General features: G+C 72.6%; 1 protein-coding gene and 1 pseudogene. Both read left to right on the top strand.

Translation table 11 applies throughout. The features are described 5' to 3' along the window. Positions 1-305, top strand: a pseudogene (locus D8M34_RS19145) (ABC transporter ATP-binding protein); the annotation flags it as partial. After that, on the top strand, positions 278-878 hold a 601-nt coding region (locus tag D8M34_RS18250; RefSeq protein WP_148113104.1), incomplete at its 3' end, for an ABC transporter substrate-binding protein. The pseudogene D8M34_RS19145 and the gene D8M34_RS18250, both read left to right, overlap by 28 nt.

Genomic DNA, 878 nt, shown 5'->3' with positions numbered 1-878 from the left:
CCGAGCTCAACCGGACCGCCGGCCGGACCGTCGTCGCGGTGCTGCACGACATCAACCCCGCGGCCCGCTACGCCGGGCACCTGATCGTGATGTCGGAGGGCCGGATCGTGGCCGAGGGCAAGCCGGCGGACGTGCTGACCGCCCCGCTGCTCGCCGAGGTGTTCGGCGTCGACGCCGTGATCATCACCGACCCGCTCGACGGTGGCCCGCTGGTGGTCACCGCCCACCCCGGCCGCGATCGCGCGACCGGTGCTCCCGAGAGGACGGCAGGACGGACATGGGGAACAACGGAATCCGGCTCCTGACGGGGGTCCTGGCCGCGTGCGCGATGCTGCTCGCCGGGTGCGGGAGCGGCGGTGGCGGGGACGACGCCGCACAGGGCGAGACCCAGGTCGTCACCGACGACCTCGGAACCCGGGTCACGGTCCCGGTGGCGCCGCAGCGCGTCGTGACCACGCACTTCCTGGTCACGATGAGCACCCTCGACCTGGGCCTGACCCCGGTCGGCACGGCCGTGTGGTCCCGGCCCGTCGTGACCGAGGCGTACGCCGCGACGCTGGCGAACGTGCCGGTGGTGACGTCCCAGAGCGCCGAGCCGGACCTCGAGCAGATCGCGGCACAGTCCCCGGACCTGATCATCGCGACGTCGTTCAGCAACGAGCAGGTGCTCGGGCGGCTCCGCCAGATCGCACCCACGTACGTCCTCACGGTCTCCGAGGGCGGGGCGAACGCGGTCACGTTCGCGGAGCGGAACAGGAAGATCGCCGATGTGCTGGGGCGCACACCCGAGTACGACCGGCTCGCGGCCGACTTCGAGGACCGCAAGCAGCGGATCAAGCAGGCCTACGCCGCCCGGATCAACGGGCGCACCGCGGCCA

The organism is Microbacterium sp. HSID17254, assembly GCF_003989315.1.
In the GTDB taxonomy this organism is placed as follows: Bacteria; Actinomycetota; Actinomycetes; order Actinomycetales; family Microbacteriaceae; genus Microbacterium.
Note: the sequence above shows the minus strand (reverse complement) of the source record. Positions and strands in the feature narration are given on the sequence as shown.